General features: G+C 60.7%; 11 protein-coding genes and 1 pseudogene. 6 read left to right on the top strand and 6 right to left on the bottom strand.

Annotation, left to right across the window (positions count from 1 at the left end; translation table 11 throughout):
- Positions 1–135: 135 nt before the first annotated feature.
- The 4 genes from ACA062_RS29915 to ACA062_RS29900 all read right to left on the bottom strand — a co-directional run bounded on the left by ACA062_RS29915 (position 136) and on the right by ACA062_RS29900 (position 5,279).
- Positions 136–2,019: a TonB-dependent receptor domain-containing protein gene (locus tag ACA062_RS29915; RefSeq protein ID WP_497454227.1), complete on the bottom strand. Its 1,884-nt coding sequence runs from the start codon at positions 2,017–2,019 to the stop codon at positions 136–138.
- A 143-nt stretch (positions 2,020–2,162) separates the two neighbouring features.
- Entirely contained in the window at positions 2,163–4,061 is a 1,899-nt protein-coding gene (gene dxs / locus ACA062_RS29910; protein WP_497454226.1) for a 1-deoxy-D-xylulose-5-phosphate synthase, read from the bottom strand.
- 91 nt (positions 4,062–4,152) lie between these two features.
- A complete protein-coding gene (gene ispA, locus ACA062_RS29905) occupies positions 4,153–5,040 on the bottom strand; it encodes a (2E,6E)-farnesyl diphosphate synthase (protein ID WP_497454225.1) in 888 nt (295 codons plus the stop codon).
- On the bottom strand, positions 5,037–5,279 hold the full coding sequence (locus tag ACA062_RS29900; protein ID WP_064680011.1) for an exodeoxyribonuclease VII small subunit: 243 nt from the start codon (positions 5,277–5,279) through the stop codon (positions 5,037–5,039). The genes ispA and ACA062_RS29900 overlap by 4 nt, the downstream gene beginning before the upstream one ends.
- 490 nt (positions 5,280–5,769) lie before the next feature.
- Between ACA062_RS29900 and ACA062_RS29895 the strand changes: the two genes are divergently transcribed.
- The 6 genes and pseudogenes from ACA062_RS29895 (at position 5,770) to ACA062_RS29870 (ending at position 15,972) form a co-directional block, all read left to right on the top strand.
- Positions 5,770–6,561: a YfaP family protein gene (locus ACA062_RS29895; RefSeq protein ID WP_497454224.1), complete on the top strand. Its 792-nt coding sequence runs from the start codon at positions 5,770–5,772 to the stop codon at positions 6,559–6,561.
- Positions 6,562–6,596: 35 nt separating this feature from the next.
- The gene (locus ACA062_RS29890) at positions 6,597–8,321 is read left to right on the top strand and encodes a DUF2138 domain-containing protein (protein ID WP_497454223.1); all 1,725 of its coding nucleotides are present in this window, start codon (positions 6,597–6,599) and stop codon (positions 8,319–8,321) included.
- The gene (locus tag ACA062_RS29885) at positions 8,291–8,971 is read left to right on the top strand and encodes a DUF1175 domain-containing protein (protein ID WP_497454222.1); all 681 of its coding nucleotides are present in this window, start codon (positions 8,291–8,293) and stop codon (positions 8,969–8,971) included. The genes ACA062_RS29890 and ACA062_RS29885 overlap by 31 nt, the downstream gene beginning before the upstream one ends.
- A pseudogene (locus ACA062_RS29880) lies at positions 8,968–13,532 on the top strand (alpha-2-macroglobulin family protein). Before ACA062_RS29885 ends, ACA062_RS29880 begins: the two are co-directional and overlap by 4 nt.
- A gap of 1 nt (position 13,533) precedes the next feature.
- Entirely contained in the window at positions 13,534–15,153 is a 1,620-nt protein-coding gene (locus tag ACA062_RS29875) for a DUF2300 domain-containing protein (RefSeq protein WP_497454221.1), read from the top strand.
- A gap of 3 nt (positions 15,154–15,156) precedes the next feature.
- A complete protein-coding gene (locus ACA062_RS29870) occupies positions 15,157–15,972 on the top strand; it encodes a YfaP family protein (RefSeq protein ID WP_497454220.1) in 816 nt (271 codons plus the stop codon).
- Between the two features lie 93 nt (positions 15,973–16,065).
- Here ACA062_RS29870 and ACA062_RS29865 read toward each other — a convergent pair whose 3' ends face one another.
- Together ACA062_RS29865 and ACA062_RS29860 are read right to left on the bottom strand one after the other, a co-directional pair.
- Entirely contained in the window at positions 16,066–17,127 is a 1,062-nt protein-coding gene (locus tag ACA062_RS29865; protein ID WP_497454219.1) for a PDDEXK nuclease domain-containing protein, read from the bottom strand.
- 680 nt (positions 17,128–17,807) lie between these two features.
- On the bottom strand, positions 17,808–18,554 hold the full coding sequence (locus ACA062_RS29860) for a S24 family peptidase (RefSeq protein WP_497454218.1): 747 nt from the start codon (positions 18,552–18,554) through the stop codon (positions 17,808–17,810).
- Between the last annotated feature and the right edge of the window lie 156 nt (positions 18,555–18,710).

Here is an 18,710-nt window from a genome sequence, read left to right as displayed (position 1 = left end):
GACCGAGGTGCGGCCATCGCGGGCAAGCCCGCTCCCACAGGATTCTTCGGCGTACACAGATAATGTGGACACGCTAGACCCTGTGGGAGCGGGCTTGCCCGCGATGAGGCCGGTCGAGACGCCGCAAACTTCAGATCAGAACTCCGGCGTCCAGGTCACCCCAAACATCCACGCCCGACCTTCCTCGCGGTACCCAAACTGGCTATCGTCATGGCTGTACTGCGCCCGGCTGTAACCCTTGTCCAGCAGGTTATCCACCTTCAGCTCAAGCTTGACCTCAGGATTCAGTTCCCAACTGCTGCGCAACCCCAGCAGTGCATACCCACCCAACGGCTGCTGATTGTTCTCGTCGTCATAGCTGCTGCTCACCGCCTGCCAGCTGGCGCCGAGGCCCAGGCGGTCGAACTGCCGATCCAGATCCAGGCTCAAGGTCCGTCGTGCACGACGGGCTAGCGTGTGGCCACTGTCGCGATCCCTTGGGTCGATGATTGCCACTGCGAGGTTACTCTGCCAGCCAAACAGCTCCTGCTTCAATGCCGCTTCAAACCCGTTGATCCGGGCCGAGGCAACGTTCTGCGGCCGCGAGTTGCTGCCGAAAATAATCGCGTCTTCCAGGTCCGTGCGATACAGCGAAGCTTCCAGCCGGCTGGTTGCAGTCAGCTGACTGCGCCATTGCAGCTCGTAGCTTTTCGAGGTCTCGGGCTTGAGATCAGGGTTGCTGAAGTCCGGGTAATACAGGTCGTTGAAGGTCGGTGCGCGGAAGCCTTCGCTGTAGGTCAGCAACAGGTCGTTGTCCGGGTCCAGCGGCAGGGTGAAGGTGCCGCTCCAGCTGTTCTGGCCGCCGAACTGCTGGTTCTGGTCGCGGCGCAATCCCAGTTCCGTGGAGAAGCTGTCCGCCTGATAGCGATGCTGGATGAACGCCGCGCGGTTCCAGCGGCTGTCTTCGTCGAAGGGTGTGCTGCTGTTGATGCGGTCTTCGTACCAGTCGCCGCCGAGGATCAGGCTGTTGCGGTCGTTCAGGGTCAGATCGTTCTGCCAGTTCACCGAGTCGCGATAAGTGTTGAACACGCTGCGCTCCTCGCTGAGCTTGTCGAGTGTCTTCTCGCGGTTTTCGCTGTGGCCGACTTCGACGCGGGTTTTCCACACCTCGTTGATCTTTGCGTCAAGGTAACTGCTGACGCCACTGACCGTGAATTCGTTGTAGGGCTGTTCCTGGACCGATTCGAACGTGGTCATGTCGAAGCGGCCGAACGGATTGTCGAACGCGCTTTTGCCACGGTTATCGAGCAGGTTGGCGCCGATTTCGATGTCATCGTCGAGGGCATGACTCAGGCTTAAACTGAGCGACTTGTTGCGGTACTCATCGTGATCGCCATCGCTCGGATAAGACGCGTGGGTGCGATTGATCCCGGCCGTTTCATCGAGGCTGGCGCCGAGGTTGAAGCGGGTCTGCTCATCGCCTCCGGATAGCCCGAGGCTGCGTTCCCAGGTCTGGTTGCTGCCAAAGCCCACGTGCAGGCGCGGATGCAGGCCTTGTTCGCTGCCACGACGGGTAAATATCTGAATGACCCCGCCAATCGCATCGCTGCCGTAGATCACCGAACGCGAGCCGCGCAGCACTTCCACGCGCTCGACCTGCTCGATATTGATGTGTTGCAGGTTGCTGTCACCGGAGGTGGAGTTGCCGATGCGTTGACCGTCGACCAGCACCAGGCTCTGCGCCGACTTGGTTCCGCGTATGTACACCCCCGGCAGACTGCCGCGCCCGCCGGTTTGCCCGATCTGCACCCCCGGTACCCGACGCAGCAGATCCGTGACGCTGCCCGGTTGCAGGCGATCGATGTCTTCGCGGGTGAACACGGTATTGGCGGCGCTGCTGTCGTTGCGGGCTTCGACCTGGCGGTTGGCACTGATCAGCACGTCCGGCAGTTTCAGGGCCTGGTCGCGTTCGAAGGTTTCGGCAATTACGTTAGCGGTGGGCAGCAGGAGAAGGGGGAGGGCGAAGCGCGAGAGTTTCATTGGGGCAATCCGTACAGGCAGCATGACGCGAACAATTGTGGGAGCGAGCTTGCTCGCGATGACGGTGTGTCAGTCAACAAATGTGTCGACTGGCAGACCGCTATCGCGAGCAAGCTCGCTCCCACAGGGAGTTATATGTTCCTTTAGATGTTCAGCAGTTTCAGGCGCTCACGCACCGAAGCCTCGATCCCGGCCTCATCCAACCCGCACTCCGCCAGCATCTGCGCAGGCTTGGCGTGCTCGACGTAGCTGTCCGGCAAGCCCAGATGCAGGACCGACTTGAGGATGTTTTCCCGGGCGAGGAACTCGCTGACCGCGCCGCCGGCACCGCCCATGATCGCGTTCTCTTCGACGGTCACCAACAGCTCGTGGCTGCCGGCGATCTCGCGAACCAGTGCTTCATCCAGCGGCTTGACGAAGCGCATGTCGACCACGGTCGCATCCAGCGTCTCGGCAACTTTCAACGCCTCGGCCAGCTGCACGCCGAACACCAGCAGGGCGACCTTGCTGCCCTGGCGGCGAACCACGCCCTTGCCGATTTCGATCGGATCGAGGTCTTTCTCGATCGTCGCATTCGGGCCGGAGCCACGCGGATAACGCACCGCCGCCGGACCGTCGAACAGGTGGCCGGTAGTGAGCATTTTACGCAGTTCGTTTTCGTCGCTCGGGGTCATCACCAACATGCCGGGGATGCAGCGCAGGAACGACAGGTCGAAGCTGCCCGCGTGTGTCGGGCCATCTTCACCCACCAGGCCTGCGCGGTCGATGGCGAACAGCACGTCGAGGTTTTGCACCGCAACGTCATGCACCAGCTGGTCGTACCCCCGTTGCAGGAACGTCGAATAGATCGCCACCACCGGTTTTGCGCCTTCGCACGCCATGCCGGCGGCGAAGGTCACGGCGTGTTGCTCGGCAATCGCCACGTCGAAGTAGCGCTGCGGGAAACGCTCGCTGAACGCCACCAGGTCCGAGCCTTCTTTCATCGCCGGGGTAATGCCCACCAACCGCGAGTCGGCAGCGGCCATGTCGCACAGCCATTCGCCGAACACACCGGAATACTTCGGCCCGCTGGCTTTTTTCGGCGCAGCGGCCGGCGCGTCCACGGGTTCGAGTTTGGTGATGGCGTGGTAGCCGATCGGGTCGACTTCTGCCGGGGCGAAGCCTTTGCCTTTCTTGGTCACCACGTGCAGGAATTGCGGACCTTTCAGGTCGCGCATGTTGCGCAGGGTGGCGATCAGGGTCGGCAGATCGTGGCCGTCGATCGGGCCGATGTAGTTCCAGCCCAACTCTTCGAACAGCGTGCCAGGCACCAGCATGCCTTTGGCGTATTCTTCGGTGCGACGCGCGATTTCCCAGGCACCGGGCAGGCGCGACAGGACCTTTTTGCTGCCTTCGCGCATGCTCGCGTAAGTGCGGCTGGAAAGGATCTTCGCCAGGTAGTTCGACAACCCGCCAACGTTGCGCGAGATCGACATGTCGTTGTCGTTGAGGATCACCAGCATGTTGGCGTTCACTTCCGGCGCGTGGTTCAGCGCCTCGAACGCCATGCCGGCAGTCAACGCACCGTCGCCGATCACGGCAATCGCCTTGCGATCACTGTTCTGCAGGCGGGCGGCGATGGCCATGCCCAGCGCTGCGCTGATCGACGTGCTGGAGTGGCCGACGCCAAAGGTGTCGTACTCGCTCTCGGAGCGACGCGGGAAAGCGGCGACGCCGTCTTTCTGGCGCAGGGTGCCCATGCGCTCGCGACGACCCGTGAGGATTTTGTGCGGATAGGCCTGATGACCCACGTCCCACACCAGCCGGTCGTCCGGGGTGTCGAAGACGTAATGCAACGCGATGGTCAGCTCGATGACGCCCAGGCCGGCACCGAAATGCCCGCCGGTCTGACCGACCGTGTAGAGCAATTCCAGGCGCAACTCATCGGCCAGGGTTTCCAGCTCGGCTTCGCCTAACCGGCGCAGGCCGTCCGGCGTGTTGGCACGGTCGAGCAGGGGCGTGGTCGGGCGCTTGCGGGGAATCTCATGAAACGTCGTGGGCATCAGGCGAATCGTTATAGGTATAAAAGATGCGGCAGTTTACCTGATGCATCGCCCCCTGCCCACGCGTTGCTTTTAACTTGGCGGATACGCCTTAGCTGCGCCTGTCGACAATATAACGGGCCAGGTCGCGTAACGGCTCGGCGGCCGCGTCAAACGGTCGCAGTGCATGCAGGGCCTGATCGCGCAGTTCCAGGGCGTAGGCCTTGGCTGCGTCGAGGCCGAGCAGGGCCGGATAGGTCGGCTTGTCCCGCGCGATGTCGGCACCCTGGCGTTTACCGAGGGTTTCGGTATCGCTTTCGACGTCGAGAATGTCGTCCTGCACCTGAAACGCCAGGCCGATGGCTTGTGCATAAGCCTGCAGCGACTTCAATTGGTCTTTCTCGGCACGGCCGCTGGCCAGGGCGCCGAGTTGGACGCTGGCCTCGATCAGCGCACCGGTCTTGTGCCGATGCATGTACTCAAGGGCTTTTTGATCGAGCTTCAGACCGACCGAACCGAGGTCGATGGCTTGGCCGCCGACCATGCCGGCCGGGCCTGCCGCCAACGCCAGGGCGCTGACCATTTGCAGGCGGATCTCGGCATCCGCAGCGCTCATGCGCGGGTCGAGCAGGGCGCTGAAGGCCAGGCTCTGCAAACCGTCGCCAGCAAGGATCGCGCAGGCTTCGTCGAATTTCTTGTGGGTAGTCGGCTGGCCACGACGCAGGTCGTCGTCATCCATGGCCGGCAAATCGTCGTGCACCAGGGAGTAGGCGTGGATCAGCTCCACGGCACACGCCGCGCCATTGGCGTGCTCAGCCTTGCCGCCCAGCGCTTCGCAGGCGGCGTATGCCAGCAACGGACGCACCCGTTTACCGCCATTCATCACGCTGTAACGCATGGCTTCGTAAAGACGTGCAAGCTCGGGGCCTGGCGCGATGAACAGGCTTTCCAGTGCCGCATTGACACGGGCCTGGCTGGTTGCCGAATACGCTGCAATCATTCTGGCAAATCCGCGTCGAAGGGTTCCTCGGCCAACTCGCCATCACGTTCGAGCAGCACTTGAACCTTTTGTTCGGCCTGGGCCAGCGCCGCCTGGCAATCGCGGGTCAGGCCGATGCCTTGCTCGAAAGCCGTCAGCGAGTCTTCCAGCGACAATTCGCCATTCTCCAGACGCTCGACCAGCGTTTGCAGTTCAGCGAGCGATTGTTCGAAATCCAGTGCAGCTTTTTTGCGGGCCATGGCGGCTATTTCCGGTTGACGTTAAACCGGCGCGACACTAGCAGACATGGGGGGTATGGGCAAATGAGCGGAGTGTTTCGGCCAATGTGCTTCGTGAGTGAACTCGACCCTGTGGCGAGGGGGCTTGCCCCCGTTGGGCCGCGCAGCGGCCCCAAAACCAGACACCGCCGTTTTGTCAGGGACGCCGCATTCGGCGATTTACGACTGCTGCGCAGCCGGACGGGGGCAAGCCCCTCGCCACAAGGGCTGCGGGTTATTCGGCTCATTTTGTGAGCCGAATAAGCGCGCTATTCGGCTCACGCCCGGCAAATCCCATGGTTCCTACAGCAAATAGAGAGCTGTCTGATTGTTAAAAAACCGCTGAATGGCTAATCTTCGGGTCTTCTACGACCCCACAGTCACGGGGCTTTAAGACGAAACGCAGGGTTTGGACCTGCAACGCGCCGAGGATCAGGCGCAAGGTTTCGTCAGGCATGGCAGGAGGCGTCACATGCGTTCATTGCTGCTGTTGCTGATGGGGCTGGTCTGCGTCACCGCTGCCAGGGCCGAAGCTACGGCTGAGATATCGGAACCGGTAGGCGGCTGGCGTTACAACGGCCTGCTGGACCGCAGTGAATATCTTCAGGTCGCCTATCCCACGCCGCCCATCGACCGCGGCGTGCAGCGCAATCGCACGATGATCGAAGGCCAGCTCAAGGCCATCGGCACCCAGCGCGGGCCCCATACCCTGGCGGTCAATGGTAATCCTCTCAATCTGTACACCGACGACCAGGGACGTTTCGCCCGGCCGTATGCCTTTGGCGCCGGCTCCAACAGCGTCGAAGTGCGCAGTGCCGAAGGCCAGTCGCTCAAGCGCGTTCAATTCTATGAAGCCAACAACCTGCGCACTCCAGTGCGGATTCGTGTGGTGCTGGGTTGGGATGATCCGAAGGCCGAGCTCGATCTGCACATCGTTACCCCCGACGGCCAGCATGCGTTCTGGGCGCGCCCGGCGATGAACAACGGCGGTGGCCTGGACCCGGATGGCGTCGACGGCCCCGGCCCGGAAATGTTCACCATGACCGCGCCGATGCAGGGCACCTATCTGGTTTATGTGAACTATTGGGGCAACTTCGGCAGTGGCGGCTATAACTTCGATGAGCGCGGCAACCAGAACCAGGTGATCACCTCGCAAATCAACCTGGTACTGAACGAAAACACCGTCGACGAGAAACGCGAGACCTTCATCGTGCCCCTGCGTGCGATCGGTGACCTGCTGCTGGTCAAGACTTTCAACTATTGAGCATCCTGCACCACGGATGATTTGGGTTTTGTGAAATGAGCGATAACACCCTTTTACCGGCCGTGACTCTGCCCGCCGACGCACCCGCCGCCAAACCTTCCCGGCGCTGGCCGGTGCTGCTGGGCGGACTGTGCCTGGTGGCTGGTGTGGCGGGCGGATTGGGCTGGTTCATGCACCAGCCCAAGGCGCCGCCGGCGCAATTGGCCAGCGACAAGTTGGGCATGAGCCGGCCGGACGGTCTGCTCGAAACCCATTCCTTGAGCCAATTGCCCAAGGACTTGCTGGCGGTGCCGTTTCTCAAGGAAACCCTTACCGAAGATTTCGTCTTTTATTACCAAGCCCATGCCGATCGTCTCGGGCTGATCGGCAGTCTGCGGCGGATCATTTACGAGCATGACCTGAAACTGCAGGACAGTCTGATCGAACAGCTGTTCGATCAGCCGGCGGACGTGGCGCTGTGGCGCGGGGCGGATGGCCGGCTCAAGGATTTCCTGTTGGTGATGGATCGCGGTGGCCTGGCCAAGGTGCTGGAGCCGCTGGCCAAGGTCGCGCTGGATGATACGCAGCTGACCAGGCTTGGCGAGGTGAAAGTCGGTGCCGACGACGTGGCGCTTTATCAGCTCAACTACAACGCCAGCAAGGCCCTGGTGTTCGCCTCCCATGGCGACAAACTGGTGGTGCTGTCGAATCCGTCCAGGCTCTATGATCCAGGCAGCGGCATGACTGAAGAGCCGGGCAGCATCTCGACCCAGGCCATCGCCGCATTGCTCGATGGCGACAAATTGTTCCCCGAAGCCTTCGGCCTGCAACCTCGCACGCCTGAGGTGAAACAACGTTTGTCGGTTAATGCCAGCGTCCTGGCCATGGGTTATCAGCGCTTCATCCCCAACTTCGCCGGCCTGCGCTTCGAAATGGACGACAAAGGCTGGCACAGCTTTCTCGCCATGGATGAACTGGAAAACCAGCCGGACTTCGATTTCAAGCCGATCTGGCAAGCCATGCCCATGGGGGCCAGCGCTTGTGTGGCCTTGCCCCTGGCCGCCGAGCAACAGCAACCACTGCTGGTAAAACTCGGCGCTGACGATGCGGTTGCACAGGCCCTGACCGAACACATGGCGGGTGCCGCCGGCCTGTGCTGGTATGCCGATTCGCGGCTGTACACGCCATTGTTGGTGGCCAGCCTGAACGACGATGACAGCGCCAAGCTCGATGGCGATCTGGGCAAATTGTTCGGCTCAATGGTCGGCGCTTACGAAGGCAAGGTCCAAGCGCATATATTCCCGGTGGTCGAGAAGCAGGCAGGTGAAAGCCATCAGTGGCAGCGCCAGGTCAGCTCTAACTTCGGCCCCTATAACGCCAAGGATGCCGAGCAACCGGACGCGATCACTGGCAAGGCATTCATGCGTGTGAGCCTGGCGCGTCACGGTTCGACGCTGTTGTTCTCCCTCGACGACAAGTTGCTGGATAAAGCCCTCGACACATTGGATAAACGCTTCCCGCCGATGGCCGACGTCGTGCCGAAAGACTTGCTGATGCCGATCTACTTCGGTCCGGACTCCATGGCGCAACTGATGCAACAGGAAACCCTCGACAGCCTGCCGCAGGACATGGAACCGGTGTTCTACAACGCCGCGCAAACCTACCTGATCCCGAAACTGCGCACACTCGGTGGCTATGGCAAATATGCCCTGACCTTGCCCGAAGGCAGCGAGCCCGATGGCCACTGGCAATGGTTGCCGCTGGAGTGGAAAGCCCTGTGAGCGCACTTATCCGAGGCCTCGGCCTGCTGGCGATGCTGCTGGGTAGTCGCGTCTTTGCCAGCGAAGCTGCAGCGCTCGACCCGCAGCAATCCCAGGTATTCCGCGCCTGGTTCGTGCGCATCGCCCAGGAACAACTGACCCAGGGCCCGAGCCCGCGCTGGTACCAGCAGGACTGCGCCGGCCTGGTGCGGTTCGCCGCCAACGAAGCGCTGAAAGTCCATGACGATAAATGGCTGCGCAGCAATGGCCTGTCCAACCGCTACTTGCCACCGGAACTGCCATTGAGCGAGGCCCAACGAGGCCTCGCCCGGCAATGGCAGCAGGGCGGCGGCAAGGTCGGGCCTTACGTCAATGCGATCAAACTGATCCAGTTCAACAGCCATTTGGTCGGCCGCGACATAGCGCAGGCCCGGCCCGGCGACCTGATGTTTTTCGATCAGGGTGACGACCAGCACTTGATGATCTGGATGGGCCGCTACATCGTCTATCACACCGGCTCCAGTTCGCCCCCCCCACCCCCCCCTACAGACAACGGCATGCGTTCCGCGAGCCTGCAGCAACTCATGACATGGAAGGACACCCGATGGATTCCCGACGCAGCCAACCCCAACTTCATCGGCGTCTATCGACTGAACTTTCTCTCCCAATGATCGGTGCCCGCATGCTGCGTTTTTTGCCTCTGCTGATGGTATTGGTGCTGCCTTTTTCGGTGGTCAACGCTGAAGATACCGTCGAGCCAAGCGGCTACACGGCAGTGGCCGGTGAAAGCTTTTTCCTGTTGGCCGACAGCAGCTTCGCCAGCGATGAACAGGCGATGGTGCGCCTCGAAGCGCCGGGCCGTGACTATCGCCGGTTCCGCATGGAGCCATACGGCGGTGCCGACATTCGCGTGTATCGGATCGACAAGCCACTGGATTTCCTCAAGCGCCAGAAGAACCTGCACCGGGTGGTCAGTGATGGTCAATTCAAAGGCGAAGGCCTGTCGAATACCCTCGCGTACCTGTGGGACAACTGGTACCGAAAATCCCGCCGAGTGATGCAACGGGCGTTTTCCTACGAGTCGCGTAAACAAGTCACCGAAGAAGTGCCGGAATTGAAGATGGGGACTGCCATCGCCGCGCCAACGCCCTACGACGCGCAGCCGCAATTTGCGCTGATTCCAGGTTTGCCGGTGATCAGCCAATTCCGTTATCCGCTGTGGCAAGCCAAACCGATCCAGCCGCCTGCCGGGGTGAACCTCGCCGGCTCTTCCAGCGAGTTTGTCAGCGTTGCACCGGGCAACGTGTACATCCCGTTGGGCAACCTGAAACCGGGTCTGTATCTGGTGGAAGCACTGATCGGCAAGTACCGCGCAACCACCATGGTCTTCGTCTCCAACACCGTGGCGGTGAGCAAGATTGCCGGTGACGAGTTGCTGGTCTGGGCCGCGCGCAAACACCAAGGCAGTTCGGTACCGAAGGTCAATGTGCTGTGGACCGATGGCCTGGGCGTGATGAGCAGTGGCGCCACCGATGCCGATGGGTTGCTGCGGTTGAAACACGTCAGCCCCGAGCGTTCGTTCGTGATTGGCGAGGACGAAGAGGGTGGGGTGTTCGTCTCTGAAAACTTCTACTACGACAGCGAAATCTACGACACCAAACTCTATGCCTTTACCGACCGGCCGCTGTATCGGCCGGGGGATTGGGTGTCGCTGAAAATCGTCGGTCGCGAGTTCAAGAATGCTCGTGACTCGGTGCAGCCGACCGCCGCCGACGTCAACGTCACCGTGCTCGATGCCACCGGCACCGCATTGCAATCCCTGGCGCTGAAACTCGATTCCAAGGCGGGGACCCAAGGTCGCTTCCAATTGCCGGACAATGCCGTAGCGGGTGGTTATGAACTGCGTTTCAACTACAAGGATCAGGCCTACAGCAGTGCCTTCCGTGTCGCTGAATACATCAAGCCGCACTTCGAGATTTCCCTGAACCTGGCCAAACAGGATTACCGCACCGGCGAACCGGTGAAAGGCAGCCTTGTGCTGCTGTACCCGGACGGTAAACCGGTGGCCAACGCCAAGTTGAGCCTGAGCCTGCGCGCCCAGCAACTGTCGATGGTCGACAACGAACTGCAATACCTCGGGCAATTCCCGGTGGAACTGACCAGCACCGAACTGACCACCGACTCCAAGGGCAACGCGACACTCGACCTGCCGGCTGCCGATAAGCCGAGCCGCTACATGCTCACCGTGTTTGCCAGCGACGGCGCGGCGTACCGGGTCAAGACCACCAAGGAAATCCTCATCGACCGCGGCGCCGCGAGTTTCAGTCTGCGTGCGCCCCAGCGTTTCAGCGCGGCGGGCGACAAAGTTGCGTTCAGTTATCTGAATGAAGGCGGCAGCGAGCAAAGCCAATCGGTTATGCCGAGCAGCTACAGTTGGGTGCGTCTGGAAGACCAGACCATCGGCGAGGGCGAACTCGCCGCGAAAGACAAAGGCTTCACCTTGGCCTTCGACCGTCCGGGTACTTACAACCTGACGTTGAAGGATGACCATGGCCGCGTGGTGGGTGCCACCGGTCATTCGGTCACTGGCGACGGCGTCAAAGCCGTGCCGGGCACCGTGGAAATCGTCCTCGATAAACCCGAGTACAAGGCCGGAGACGAGCCCTAGCATTGATCACGTTCCCTGAGCCGATCATCGACGCACTGCTGTCGCTGGAGCGCGACAAGGTTGAGGCCACAGCGCTGCTGTCCAAGGGCGGCGACTGGCTGAAGATGGAAAAACTCAGCGAGACCCAATATCGCGCGCGAATCCCGGTGAGGGACAATTTTGCGCCGAACCTGACGTTCTCCGTGCTCTACACCAAGGGTGGTCAGTACAGCTTCCAGAACGCCGGTATCAAGGTGATCGCGCCGCAAATCGACGTGGCGATTGCCACGGACAAAGAGTCGTATCAGCCGGGCGATACCGTGTCGGTGGACTTGACCACGCAGTTCGCTGGCAAGCCTGTTCCAGCGCACCTCACAGTCAGTGTGGTGGACGAAATGATCTATGCGCTGCAACCGGAAGTCGCGCCGACCATCGACCAGTTTTTCTACCACCCGCGCCGCAACAACGTGCGCACCAGCGCCAGTCTGTCGTTCATCAGCTACGACGTGGCATTGCCGGGCAGCCCTGGCACGCCGGGCAAGGCCAACCGCAGCGAGCGCGGGGTAAAAGTGCTGGAGCGGCCGCGTCGTGAAGACGTCGACACCGCTGCCTGGCAGCCGGAATTGGTGACCGATGCCAATGGTAAAACCCGCTTCACCTTCAAGATGCCGGATTCCTTGACCCGCTGGCGCATCACCGCCCGGGCCATCGCCGATGACGGTCAGGTCGGGCAGAAAAAGCAATTCGTACGCTCGGAAAAACCGCTGTACTTGAAGTGGAGCGGCCCGACCAAATTCCGCGCGGGCGACAAACCGGATCTCGGCGTGTTCGCTTTCAGTCAGGCCGAGAAACCGGTCATGGCTGAGTTGGTGATTCATTTCGGCGGTACCAAACAACGCGTTCCCGCGACGCTGAATAACGGCATCAACTACATCGCGCTGCCAGCGTTCGCGTTGGCCAGTGGCGAGTGGACGGCTGAGCTGGTGCAGGACGGTAAAACGGCTGATGCTTTGGCTGTGCGACTGACCGCGACCGGCGAAGGCTGGCAAGTGACCCAAAGTCAAAGCCTGGACGTGGTCAGCGGTGATACGCCGCTGACCTTGCCAGCGGACGCGACGAATATTCGCCTGCGTCTGGATGACAGTCCGCAAGCGCTGTTCCGCTCGGCACTCGACGATCTGTTGAGTTATCCCTACGGTGGCGTCGAACAAACGGCCAGTCGTTTGCTGCCGTTGAGCATTGCGTATCCGACCTTGTCGTCGAATCCGCGGATCCGCGATCGCTTGCGCCTGATCATGCAGAACAGCCGCCTGCGGCTGGTGCAAATGGCCGGGCCTTCGGCGAGCTTCACCTGGTGGGGCATGGACGGTGAGCCGGATGCGTTTCTCACCGCTTACGCCTATTACGCCGACTGGCATGCCAGCAAGGCGCTGGGGTTGAGCCTGCCGCCGGAGCATTGGCAGCGGGTGCTGGAGGTCTATGCGAAACAGGCGAAGAACACGCCGCTGTTGCAGCGGGCGCTGATTGTGTCCTTCGCCAAACAGATGCAACTGCCGGTGAACACCTTGCTCAGCGGATTGATGGATGACCTGGCAAATGCCGGCGAGGGTCATGCCGCAAATCTGATGGAAGATGGCGAGGACAGCATCGTCATGAGCGATCCGGATTCGGCGCTTGGGTTGGCCAGTGCTCGCGTGTTGACCGCGTCTTTGGCGCGCCAGGCGCAGGTCGATGTGCCGCAGGCGTTCACTCGGCAACTGGCGGATGCGCAGCAGCGCCTGGACGTCAGTTCCCAGCCGTTTGCTGAAGCGTTGAATCTATCGCTGCAAGCGTTCGATCAGGCTCACGCTCACGCGTTGTTGCAGCGTTTGCTACCCCGGCAATCGACGCTGGAGCGCGCACTGGCGCTGACCTGGTTGCAGCACGGTATCGAGCAGGCGTCGCCCGCTGTCGCGCTCAAACCGGATGACGGCTGGAAGCAGGAGCAGGGGGCGACCGGTGAAGTTTACTGGACGTGGCAGGGTGCTTCGCCCGTGCCTGCGGTGCTGTCCCTGGACGGGGCGCAAGAGCGTCCGGTGCGGGCCGCGTTGAGTTATCAGACCCGGCAACCTCCGGTCGAACCGTCGGCCGTGACCATCACCCGTCGCCTGTCCCGTCTGGTGCCGGGTGACGAAGCGTTCAACTTCAAACTGGAAGCGGTCGGCAACAAGCCGTTGTCCAGCGACAGCCTCTACCTGGACGAAGTGATCATCACCAGCAAAGCCGCCAAACCGCTGCGCTACGGCATGCTCGAAGTGCCGCTGCCACCGGGCGCCGATGTCGAACGCACCACGTGGGGCATCAAGCTCATGGGCAAGGCCGGCACCGAACCGTCCGCGTTGGAGAAAGCGCGTTTCGAACCGGGGCAAATGGTTTACGCGATTCCGGTCGATGCCTTGAGTGGCGAGTTGCGCCTGCGGCATCTGGTGCGCTTCTCGCAGAAAGGCCAGTTCAACCTGCCGCCGGCGCGTTTCATTCAGGTCTACGCGCCGCAGCACCAAGCGCAAGAGCAAAAACCGGCCCTCGGCCAGGTCACGGTCAACTGACATGACCCGACCTCTGGTCTGGTGGCTGCTGTGTTTGATCCCTGCGCTGGCGACAGCGCAGGAGGAGCCGCTGCGGCTGGCTTTTAAAGGTGAGTTGCTGTCGTTGAGCCGGACTCAGGTGATCGCGCGCGAGCCGTTGCCTGCTGATGTGCAGACTCCGCTGGGCAGTGTGTGGAAGTTGTTTGTGTACGGCTGGCTGGTGGATACCAATGTCCATGAGTCGGCTTACGAATGTCGCGGTCAGTCGAAAGAGGAAGTTTACTGCTGCACGGCGGGCGGCAGGATTGAGCGCGATCAGGCCTTGGTGAAGTCGTGCGGTTTGTACTTTGAGCCGCAGCGGTTGCGCATTGCTGGCGCTGACTGGCGCACGTATTGGCAGGCGCGGCAGGCACCGGAGTGGTTGCTGGATTTTGCTTCGTTACAGCCTTCCACGCGAGTTTCAGTGACTGAGTTGCTGCGAATGCTGGCCGTGATGCCGGCGCAGGATCAAGCTCGGCGGGTGTTGCTGGATGTGGTGTTGAATGCGGCTGATGGCAATGTTGTGGGCGAACTCGGTGGCCGGTTGCGGGTGAAAACCTGGAGCTGGTTGGGGGATCAGGACCCTTCGTCGCGTCAGGGTGGTTTTGCCGGGTGGACGGTGGATGGCACGCCGGTTTGGGCTGGTGGGCGTGGGACCAGTCAAATGGTCTTGCGTAACTACGGTGGGGCGTTGGCTTCTGTGTTGCCGGTTGAGTGGCCGGCAGACGCGGGGCGTTGCGTCGAAGTTGGCCTGTTTTCCCGTTATCCGATTGCGCGCATTCTGGCGGGGGATCGTGTCATTGCGTCCGGACCTATGCAGGGCGACTACCGCGTCGAATTCACCAACGGCAATCAACTCGATATTCACAGCGACGGCGAACTGTTTTTGGTGGAAGACAAACTGATCGCCCGTCTGGACCGCGAAGAATACGTCGCCCGTGTCCTCCAGCGCGAAGCCAGACCCGAACCCGCCGAAGCCGCCAAAGCCCTGGCCGTCGCGATCCGTACGTACCTGCTGCAAAACGCCACCCGCAACGGCGACTGCCTGAGCATCGACGACAGCAGCAACCGGCAACGCGTCGCCCCACGTCCAGCCACCGCCGAATCACGCAACATCGCCGCCTGGACCAGCGATCTGGTCCTCGCCGGCAGCACCGTCACCTACCACTCCGACCAGCCCGGCCCGGACCAACTCTCCTGGCAACAAGCCGTCGAACAAGCCAACGCCGGCCAGCGCTACGACGCCATCCTGCTGCACGCCTATCCACGCGCCAGCCTCAGTCGCTGGGACAATCCCGTGGCCTCCTGCGAAGCACTCCCCGCCGCCCAGGACTGGCTACAACAACAGCGCCGCGGCTGGCGCCAACGCCTGGAAAGCGAAACCGGCTACAACGAAGTCAGCACCTTCGCCGTCTGCCGCCTGACCTTCGGCCGCCCCTACGTCGACCGCGAACGCCAGCGCATCTACGTGCGCGGCGTGCTGTCGCTGCAAGACCGTCTCGACCTGACCCACGAATACCTGCACCTGGCCTTCGAAGCACACCCCAACGGTCAGGATGAAACCTACATCGAAGGGCTCGCCCGCCACCTCTTGCTGGAATAGACCATGAAACTCCGTTATCCACAGGGCTTGCTGTTCCTTTGCGCCTGTTGCGTATTGCCGATGACGACGGCCGCCGACGCCGCAGTCAAACTCGACACGCCAATGGGCGGCTGGCGTACCGGTGCACCCGAAGGTGAAGGCGAAACCTTCCGCCAAGTCGTCAATTATCCCGCGTCCTCGGTGAACACCCCGGTCGGGCAGGCCAACACCGCACGCATCACTGGCCAGATCAAAGCCACGCCCAAATCCAATGAACCCGGCCGGTTGATCGTCAATGGCGTCAGCATGCCGCTGAAGATCGACCCCGCTGGCCGTTTTGATCGACCGTTCTCATTCCCCAACGGCAGCAACAGCGTCGAAGTCCGTAGCCCGGATGGCCAGCAACGCCACCGCACGCAATTCCTCAATACCAGCGGCGGCGCCACTCCAGCCAAATTGCGCGTGCTGCTGGCGTGGGACAGCGATGGCACGGATCTGGACCTGCACCTGATAACCCCGGATGGCGCGCACGTCTGGTACGGCGATCGCGTCGTTGCCAATGGTGCTGCGCTGGATGTCGACGTGACGACAGGCTACGGCCCGGAAATCTTCGCCATGCCTGCGCCGATCAAAGGTCAGTACCTCGTTTACGTGAACTACTTCGGAGGCGGGTATCGGAGTGATGAGGAGGGGCAGGAGGAGGCGGATCAGCCGCTGACGACGGCGCAGGTGACGGTGATTACGGAGGAAGGGACGCCTGACGAAAAGATGGAGACGTTCCTGGTGCCGATGCGGGCGGTGGGGGAGTTGACGTTGGTTAAGGGGTTTAGTTATCCGTGAGGCTCAAATACAGCAAACGCAGAGTGGCATTACATAGACTCCCCCGGTGGAGTCACTTGCCAGTCCATTAGTGGGGTTTATAGATCTGTTCCGTCATGGTGAGTCGTCCTCCATGGATGCCTCATCGCTTGCCAGCTCGCGCTCGATCTGTTCAATGCTGGGCAGGCTCGTTTGCAGCTCTGCCGGCAGGGATTCCACTAATTGGTATTCCGCAACGCCGATGGGGCGGGCGTTATCACGCAGGGCATATTCGGCCACTACCTTGTTCTTGCTCTTGCACAGCAGAAGGCCAATGGTCGGGCCGTCCTGCGGATGCTTGAGCTGGGAATCTACTGCAGTGAGGTAAAAACTCAGCTGACCCAAATGCTCGGGCTTGAACTTGCCAGACTTGAGTTCGATTACCACATAGCAGCGTAGCTTGAGGTGATAAAACAGCAGGTCGATGAAGAATTCGTCACCGCCTACATCCAGCAGCACTTGCTGGCCGACGAAGGCAAAGCCTGCACCTAGCTCCAGTAAGAACTCGGTGACATGCTTGACCAGAGCGTTTTCGATCTCGCGCTCCTGGGCATCAAGCGTCAGGCCGAGGAAGTCGAAACGGTACGGGTCTTTCAGTGATTCGCGGGCCAGGTCGGACTGCGGTTTGGGCAGGTGACTATCGAAGTTACTGACTGCATTGCCGCTTCGCTCCAGCAGACGGGTCTCTATCTGCATGACCAAAATGTTGCGCGACCAGTTGTGCTCGATGGCCTGGGCGGCATACCAGCGGCGGGTTTCAGGGCCTTGCAGCTTATCCAGCAGCACCAGATTGTGACCCCAAGGCAATTGTGCAGCAGCCTGTTGCACAAATTCCGCGTCCGGCCACGCTTCGGCAAAGGCGCGCATGTACTTGAGGTTGCGTGGGGAAAACCCTTTCATATCCGGAAAAGCCGTGCGCAAATCCTGAGCCAAGCGGTCGATTACCTTGCTTCCCCAACCCTGTTGAGCTTGCCGGGACAAAATATCGTGACCGATCTGCCAGTAGAGCAGCACCAGTTCGCGGTTCACCGCCAGAGTGGCGCGCTGCTGGGCATTATGGATGCGGCCTTTGAGGTCGGCCAGCCAATCTCCATAGCCTTCGGGCGGCATGGTCATGCTAGCGGGGGTATCGCTCATGCTTTTTTCCCTTGTGGCTTTTTCGGCGCGGCCTTCGCCGCGTTTGCCGCCATCTCGGAATAGAGGTCAATAGAAAGGCGAGGCCATAAAAAAGCGCCGAGCGAATGGGAACACTCTGCACCGAGCCAAACGGTGGACTGCTAATCCATTACTGATTTGGCAGTGACGGTCGAAGATTAGTCAGTGCATTTATCAGGCGCAAGCAGGTTGGACTTTCTAGGATATTTCCTTCAAAAGAAAGCGAAACTGCTTACTCTTAGGCCTCTATCGCCAAACGAAAGAATAGTGTCAGCACTGCTGACACTGGATAAGAAGCTTTTCGACAGACATTAAAAAGCCGGCTTGTGGCCGGCTTCTCGGGGACTGGCTTGGTTCATTTTTGGTAAACCGCAACAGCCTTCAAAACGTACACCCGGATCTTGCGTCCGGCTGTGGGACTCGGCGAGAAAGTGATCTGCCGGGTCGGTGCGATCTGAGCCTTGGGAAGGGTCGATGCGCAAATGTGGGGCGCAGCATACTGATTTTTTTGGGGAATTCCCAGCTTGGTGTGTGTGGTAGGGCTGTCGGGGATTCTTTAGACCATGGAGCAGACCTGGATTTCGAGGGTGAATGTTCTGCCGCTTTCGCTGGCAAGCCAGCTCCTACAAAGGGTGTGGGGTGGCGGAGGAAGAACCGCGGCATTACAGAAACGGCACCGGCGGCCTGCGTTTGTTGAGGGTCGACCACCAGAATACCCAGCCCAAGACCCTGATGTTCTGCTCTTCGATTTGCGAAGCCCTGAAGATCTCATCCGGGTATTCGGCGCTGTTGTGGCTGCGCATGCGTAATGCGTTGCCCGGGATCCGATGCAGATATTTGATCCGCAACATACCGTCATGCTCGATGGCGTAAATCTCGCCATCGATAATTTGCGTGAGCCCGCGGTCGATGGCGAGGAGGGAGCCGTCTTCAATCTTTTCGGCCATGCTGTTGCCGATCATGCGCGCGCAGATGGCGTCGGCGTGGTTGATTTCCAGGGAGTCGAGATCGATGCGAGGCAGGCGGATGGTTTGGCTGGGGTCCTTCACGACCTGGGTTTTGTGGGTGCCGGGGGTGATGGCTGTTTCTTTGTAGAAGGGCAGTTCGACATCGGTCGGCTCGATGACCCGGTAGATGCCGCGAATCGCCTGGGCGTCGAAGGTGTTGCCGGACTCGTCGAGCAGACGCAGCTCCTTGGGGTCTTTCGGGCCTTCGCTGGTTTTCAGCCACTGACTGTTCACGGACAGTTTTCTGGCGACTTCTTCCATGCAATGGGCGGGCACACCGCGGGTGTACCAGTTGTGGACGTTTTGCGGCGCCGTATCCAGGAATTCGGCGAATCCTGTTGTCGTAATGTTCGCCGCTTCGAGGAGCGCTTTAAACCGTGGACCGCTAGTGTTCTTTTTCATGAAAGCGAGTCTACTGGCGCCGCGTGGGGCTTTGAATAAACGAACTGTTCAATTTACGAGGGAAATTCAGACCGGATGTAAGACGCGTTTGTGGGAAATTAAACAACAAAACCCATGTTCGCAGACTTCTATACGGCGTGTTTAAAGAAGGTTTTT

The sequence above is a fragment of the Pseudomonas sp. LBUM1679 genome (genome assembly GCF_059695565.1).
Note: the sequence above shows the minus strand (reverse complement) of the source record. Positions and strands in the feature narration are given on the sequence as shown.

What these genes read in the sequence shown, in the direction of transcription:
- dxs (WP_497454226.1), bottom strand. Translation starts at nt 4,061, where the DNA reads ATGCCCACGACGTTTCATGAGATTCCCCGCAAGCGCCCGACCACGCCC.
- ACA062_RS29890 (WP_497454223.1), top strand. Translation starts at nt 6,597, where the DNA reads ATGAGCGATAACACCCTTTTACCGGCCGTGACTCTGCCCGCCGACGCA.
- ACA062_RS29870 (WP_497454220.1), top strand. Translation starts at nt 15,157, where the DNA reads ATGAAACTCCGTTATCCACAGGGCTTGCTGTTCCTTTGCGCCTGTTGC.
- ACA062_RS29895 (WP_497454224.1), top strand. Translation starts at nt 5,770, where the DNA reads ATGCGTTCATTGCTGCTGTTGCTGATGGGGCTGGTCTGCGTCACCGCT.
- ACA062_RS29885 (WP_497454222.1), top strand. Translation starts at nt 8,291, where the DNA reads ATGGTTGCCGCTGGAGTGGAAAGCCCTGTGAGCGCACTTATCCGAGGC.
- ACA062_RS29900 (WP_064680011.1), bottom strand. Translation starts at nt 5,279, where the DNA reads ATGGCCCGCAAAAAAGCTGCACTGGATTTCGAACAATCGCTCGCTGAA.
- ispA (WP_497454225.1), bottom strand. Translation starts at nt 5,040, where the DNA reads ATGATTGCAGCGTATTCGGCAACCAGCCAGGCCCGTGTCAATGCGGCA.
- ACA062_RS29860 (WP_497454218.1), bottom strand. Translation starts at nt 18,554, where the DNA reads ATGAAAAAGAACACTAGCGGTCCACGGTTTAAAGCGCTCCTCGAAGCG.
- ACA062_RS29875 (WP_497454221.1), top strand. Translation starts at nt 13,534, where the DNA reads ATGACCCGACCTCTGGTCTGGTGGCTGCTGTGTTTGATCCCTGCGCTG.
- ACA062_RS29915 (WP_497454227.1), bottom strand. Translation starts at nt 2,019, where the DNA reads ATGAAACTCTCGCGCTTCGCCCTCCCCCTTCTCCTGCTGCCCACCGCT.
- ACA062_RS29865 (WP_497454219.1), bottom strand. Translation starts at nt 17,127, where the DNA reads ATGAGCGATACCCCCGCTAGCATGACCATGCCGCCCGAAGGCTATGGA.